At 69.5% G+C, this 4,912-nt stretch carries 3 protein-coding genes and 1 pseudogene; all 4 read left to right on the top strand.

The window, feature by feature from the left end:
• Nucleotides 1-573: pseudogene (locus GKQ77_RS27585) on the top strand (acyl-CoA dehydrogenase family protein); the annotation flags it as partial.
• Nucleotides 574-671: 98 nt separating this feature from the next.
• Nucleotides 672-1,940, top strand: coding sequence for a 1-deoxy-D-xylulose-5-phosphate reductoisomerase (gene dxr, locus GKQ77_RS27590; protein ID WP_219691645.1), 1,269 nt, complete (start codon nucleotides 672-674; stop codon nucleotides 1,938-1,940).
• Nucleotides 1,937-3,238 (top strand): M50 family metallopeptidase, encoded by a 1,302-nt coding sequence (locus GKQ77_RS27595; RefSeq protein ID WP_219691646.1) that lies wholly within the window; start codon nucleotides 1,937-1,939, stop codon nucleotides 3,236-3,238. Before dxr ends, GKQ77_RS27595 begins: the two co-directional genes overlap by 4 nt.
• Before the next feature lie 164 nt (nucleotides 3,239-3,402).
• Nucleotides 3,403-4,560 carry a flavodoxin-dependent (E)-4-hydroxy-3-methylbut-2-enyl-diphosphate synthase gene (ispG, locus tag GKQ77_RS27600; protein ID WP_030784465.1) on the top strand — a complete coding sequence of 386 codons (1,158 nt, stop codon included), beginning with the start codon at nucleotides 3,403-3,405 and terminating at the stop codon, nucleotides 4,558-4,560.
• The last annotated feature ends 352 nt before the right edge of the window (nucleotides 4,561-4,912 follow it).

A 4,912-nucleotide genomic window follows, 5' to 3' on the forward strand; every position in this document is an offset into this window, starting at 1 on the left:
CTCTCCGACAAGGCACGGGCGGGCGCGCGGGCGGGCGGCTTCTACGCGCGCTGGCTGCCGAAACTGGTCACGGGCCCCGGCCAGCTCCCACGCTCGTACGCGGAATTCCATCCGCCCTGCCACGCCGACCTCTCCGGCCATCTGCGCTATGTCGAGCGCAGTGCTCGCAAACTGGCCCGCTCCACCTTCTACGCCATGTCCCGCTGGCAGGGAAAGATGGAGACCAAGCAGGGCTTCCTCGGCCGGGTCGTCGACATCGGGGCGGAACTGTTCGCGATGAGCGCGGCCTGCGTACGCGCGGAACTCCTGCGCACCACGGAGGAGTACGGCCGCGAGGCCTACCAACTGGCGGACGTCTTCTGCCGCCAGTCCCGTATCCGCGTCGAGGAGCTCTTCGACCGCCTGTGGACCAACACCGACGACGTCGACCGCAAGGTCGTCAAGGGAGTCCTCTCGGGCACCTACACCTGGCTCGAATCAGGGATCATCGACCCCTCCGGAGAGGGCCCGTGGATCGCCGAAGCGGCCCCCGGCCCCTCCTCGCGCGACAACGTCCACCGCCCCATTCGCTGAGCCCTGCCGAGGCGCCACCGCGAGAGCGCCGACGCCACGTTCACCACATAGGGCCCCGCGCGGTCCGGCCGGACAGGTCTTGCGGCCACAATGGGGGGATGAGCGACAGCCCATCCCCCCTCGCCGACCCGCATCTCGTCTTCGACCCCGTCTCCACGACGGACGGGGCCGGCCCGCGGGACATCGTCATCCTCGGCTCCACGGGCTCGATCGGCACCCAGGCCATCGACCTCGTCCTGCGCAACCCCGACCGCTTCCGCGTCACCGCGCTCTCCGCCGCGGGCGGCCGCGTCGGCCTCCTCGCCGAGCAGGCACGCCGACTGCGGGTCAGGACCGTCGCGGTCGCCCGCGAGGACGTCGTACCGGCGCTGCGGGAGGCGCTCCAGGGGCAGTACGAAGCGGGGGAGCCGCTCCCCGAGATCCTGGCCGGACCGGACGCCGCCACCCAGCTGGCCGCCTCCGCCTGCCACACGGTCCTCAACGGCATCACCGGCTCCATCGGCCTCGCACCGACGCTCGCCGCCCTCGAAGCGGGCCGCACCCTCGCGCTCGCCAACAAGGAATCCCTCATCGTCGGCGGCCCGCTCGTCAAGGCGATCGCCAAGCCCGGCCAGATCATCCCGGTCGACTCCGAGCACGCGGCCCTCTTCCAGGCGCTGGCGGCCGGTACGCGCGCGGACGTACGCAGACTCGTCGTCACCGCGTCCGGCGGCCCCTTCCGGGGACGTACGAAGGCCGATCTCGCGCACGTCACCCCCGAGGACGCGCTCGCGCACCCCACCTGGGCCATGGGCCCGGTGATCACCGTGAACTCCGCGACGCTGGTCAACAAGGGCCTTGAGGTCATCGAGGCACACCTCCTCTACGACATCCCCTTCGACCGCATCGAGGTCGTCGTGCACCCCCAGTCGTACGTGCACTCGATGGTGGAGTTCACCGACGGCTCGACCCTCGCCCAGGCCACCCCGCCCGACATGCGCGGCCCGATCGCCATCGGTATCGGCTGGCCGGAGCGGGTGCCCGACGCGGCGCCCGCCTTCGACTGGACCAAGGCGTCGAGCTGGGAGTTCTTCCCCCTCGACAACGACGCGTTCCCGTCGGTCGCTCTCGCCCGGCACGTCGGAGAGCTCGCGGGCACGGCCCCGGCGGTGTTCAATGCCGCCAACGAGGAGTGCGTGGACGCGTTCCTCAAGGGCGCGCTGCCCTTCAACGGCATCATGGAGACGGTGACGAGGATCGTGGAGGAACACGGCACACCGGCATCCGGAACCTCCCTGACCGTGGCGGACGTCCTCGAAGCGGAGACCTGGGCGCGCGCTCGGGCCCGCGAACTGGCAGCCAAGACGACCGCGGAGGCTCGTGCATGACGACCTTGATGATGATCCTCGGGATAGTCGTCTTCGTGATCGGGCTGCTCTTCTCGATCGCCTGGCACGAGCTGGGCCATCTGTCGACGGCCAAGATGTTCGGCATCCGCGTCCCGCAGTACATGGTGGGCTTCGGCCCGACCCTCTTCTCGCGCAAGAAGGGCGACACCGAGTACGGCATCAAGGCCATCCCCCTCGGCGGCTACATCCGCATGATCGGCATGTTCCCGCCCGGCGCCGACGGCCGCATAGAGGCCCGCTCCACCTCGCCCTGGCGCGGCATGATCGAGGACGCGCGCTCGGCGGCCTTCGAGGAGCTGAAGCCCGGCGACGAGACCCGCCTCTTCTACACGCGCAAGCCGTGGAAGCGCGTGATCGTGATGTTCGCGGGTCCCTTCATGAACCTGGTCCTCGCCGTGGCGATCTTCCTCGGCGTGATGATGACGTTCGGCATCAGCTCCCAGACGACCCAGGTCAGCAAGGTCTCGGACTGCGTCATCCAGCAGAGCGAGAACCGCTCCAAGTGCGAGAAGGGCGACAAGCCCGCCCCCGCCAAGGCGGCGGGCCTCAAGCCCGCCGACAAGATCGTCGCCTTCCAGGGCCAGCCGGTCGACGACTGGTCCACGCTCCAGACCAAGATCCGCGAGACCATCGGCCCGGCCACCCTCACCGTCGAGCGCGACGGCAAGCGGCTCGACCTGCACGCCAACCTCATCAAGAACCAGGTCACCAAGACCGACGGCGAGGGTGCCTACGTAGAGGGCAAGTACGTCTACGCCGGCTTCCTCGGCTTCACCCCCGCCACCGGCATCGTCCAGCAGTCCTTCGGCGATTCCGTGGAGCGCATGGGCGACATGATGGAGAGCGGTGTCGAGTCGCTGATCGCGCTGCCGTCCAAGATCCCGGACCTGTGGGACGCGGCGTTCGGCGACGGCGAGCGCAAGCAGGACTCCCCGATGGGCGTGGTCGGCGCGGCCCGCGTGGGCGGTGACGTGTTCACCCTGGACATCCCGCCGCAGAACCAGATCGCGATGATGCTGTTCCTCATCGCGGGCTTCAACCTCTCGCTGTTCCTCTTCAACATGCTGCCGCTGCTCCCGCTGGACGGCGGCCACATCGCGGGCGCCCTGTGGGAGTCCCTGCGCCGCAACGTGGCGAAGGTCCTGCGCAGGCCCGACCCGGGCCCCTTCGACGTGGCGAAGCTGATGCCGGTCGCCTATGTGGTGGCGGGGATCTTCATCTGCTTCACGATCCTGGTGCTCATCGCGGACGTGGTGAATCCAGTGCGAATCTCCTAGTTGTACGAGGTTTGCGGCGGCCCGGCACTCTATGTGTCGGGCCGCCCTCCATTGGGTGGACTTACAGAGGTGATGTGCCTGGCCCCCCTTGGGTGCCGTAATCTCGAAACCCGGAGCCCGCCGATCTCGGGACCTTGATCCACACTCTTGGGGATGCTCGCCAGATGACTGCCGTATCGCTCGGAATCCCGTCCGTTCCGACCAAGCTCGCCGACCGAAGGGTCAGCCGGAAGATCCAGGTCGGTTCGGTGGCCGTGGGCGGGGACGCGCCGGTCTCCGTGCAGTCGATGACGACGACGCGTACGTCGGACATCGGTGCGACGCTTCAGCAGATCGCGGAGCTGACGGCGTCGGGCTGCCAGATCGTCCGGGTCGCCTGCCCCACGCAGGACGACGCCGACGCGCTCGCCACGATCGCCCGCAAGTCGCAGATCCCGGTCATCGCCGACATCCACTTCCAGCCGAAGTACGTCTTCGCGGCGATCGACGCGGGCTGCGCGGCGGTCCGCGTGAACCCGGGGAACATCAAGCAGTTCGACGACAAGGTCAAGGAGATCGCGCGCGCCGCGAAGGACGCGGGCACGCCGATCCGCATCGGCGTCAACGCGGGCTCGCTGGACGCGCGCCTCCTGAAGAAGTACGGCAAGGCGACCCCCGAGGCGCTGGTCGAGTCGGCCCTGTGGGAGGCGTCCCTCTTCGAGGAGCACGACTTCCGGGACATCAAGATCTCGGTGAAGCACAACGACCCCGTGGTCATGGTCAACGCCTACCGCCAGCTGGCCGCCCAGTGCGACTACCCCCTGCACCTCGGCGTGACCGAGGCCGGCCCCGCCTTCCAGGGCACGATCAAGTCGGCGGTCGCCTTCGGCGCGCTGCTCTCCGAGGGCATCGGCGACACGATCCGCGTCTCGCTGTCCGCGCCCCCCGCGGAGGAGATCAAGGTCGGCATCCAGATCCTGGAGTCCCTCAACCTCCGCCAGCGCCGCCTGGAGATCGTCTCCTGCCCCTCCTGCGGCCGCGCCCAGGTCGACGTCTACAAGCTGGCCGAGGAGGTCACGGCGGGCCTCGACGGCATGGAGGTCCCGCTCCGCGTGGCCGTCATGGGCTGCGTGGTGAACGGCCCCGGCGAGGCCCGCGAGGCGGACCTCGGCGTGGCCTCGGGCAACGGCAAGGGCCAGATCTTCGTCAAGGGCGAGGTCATCAAGACCGTCCCCGAGTCGAAGATCGTGGAGACGCTGATCGAGGAGGCGATGAAGATCGCCGAGCAGATGGAAAAGGACGGCGTAGCCTCCGGCGAGCCGACAATCTCGGTAGCGGGCTAACTCCCACGCCTACAGCACCGCTGCCCCACCCCGGCTCGGGCGCCCCACACCGAGCCCCGCTTCCAGCGCAGGGGACCCGGCGCCGACGGCCCAGGGAATCCAAGCCGCCACCGGGTCGCAGCGCGGGGTGCCGATGCGTCTGAGCCCGGCCCACAGCGCAGGGTGCCCACGCCGACTGCAGTGCGGGGTAGCCATGTTGCGGGCGGGCCGCAGCGCGTTGGCCACCCTGGTACCGGGCTGCTACTCGCCACCGCCAACACTGATGCCCCGCCGCTCCCAGAGCGCCGGGGCATTCCGCTTACCCTCGCGCCGCCCGGCCCCTAGCCGCCGCTTCGCGGCGATTCCCCCCACC

This window comes from Streptomyces anatolicus, from assembly GCF_019400875.1.
GTDB lineage: Bacteria > Actinomycetota > Actinomycetes > Streptomycetales > Streptomycetaceae > Streptomyces > Streptomyces anatolicus.

Excerpts from the sequence above, each read along its gene's own strand:
- dxr (WP_219691645.1), top strand. The coding sequence starts at position 672 with ATGAGCGACAGCCCATCCCCCCTCGCCGACCCGCATCTCGTCTTCGAC.
- GKQ77_RS27595 (WP_219691646.1), top strand. The coding sequence starts at position 1,937 with ATGACGACCTTGATGATGATCCTCGGGATAGTCGTCTTCGTGATCGGG.
- ispG (WP_030784465.1), top strand. The coding sequence starts at position 3,403 with ATGACTGCCGTATCGCTCGGAATCCCGTCCGTTCCGACCAAGCTCGCC.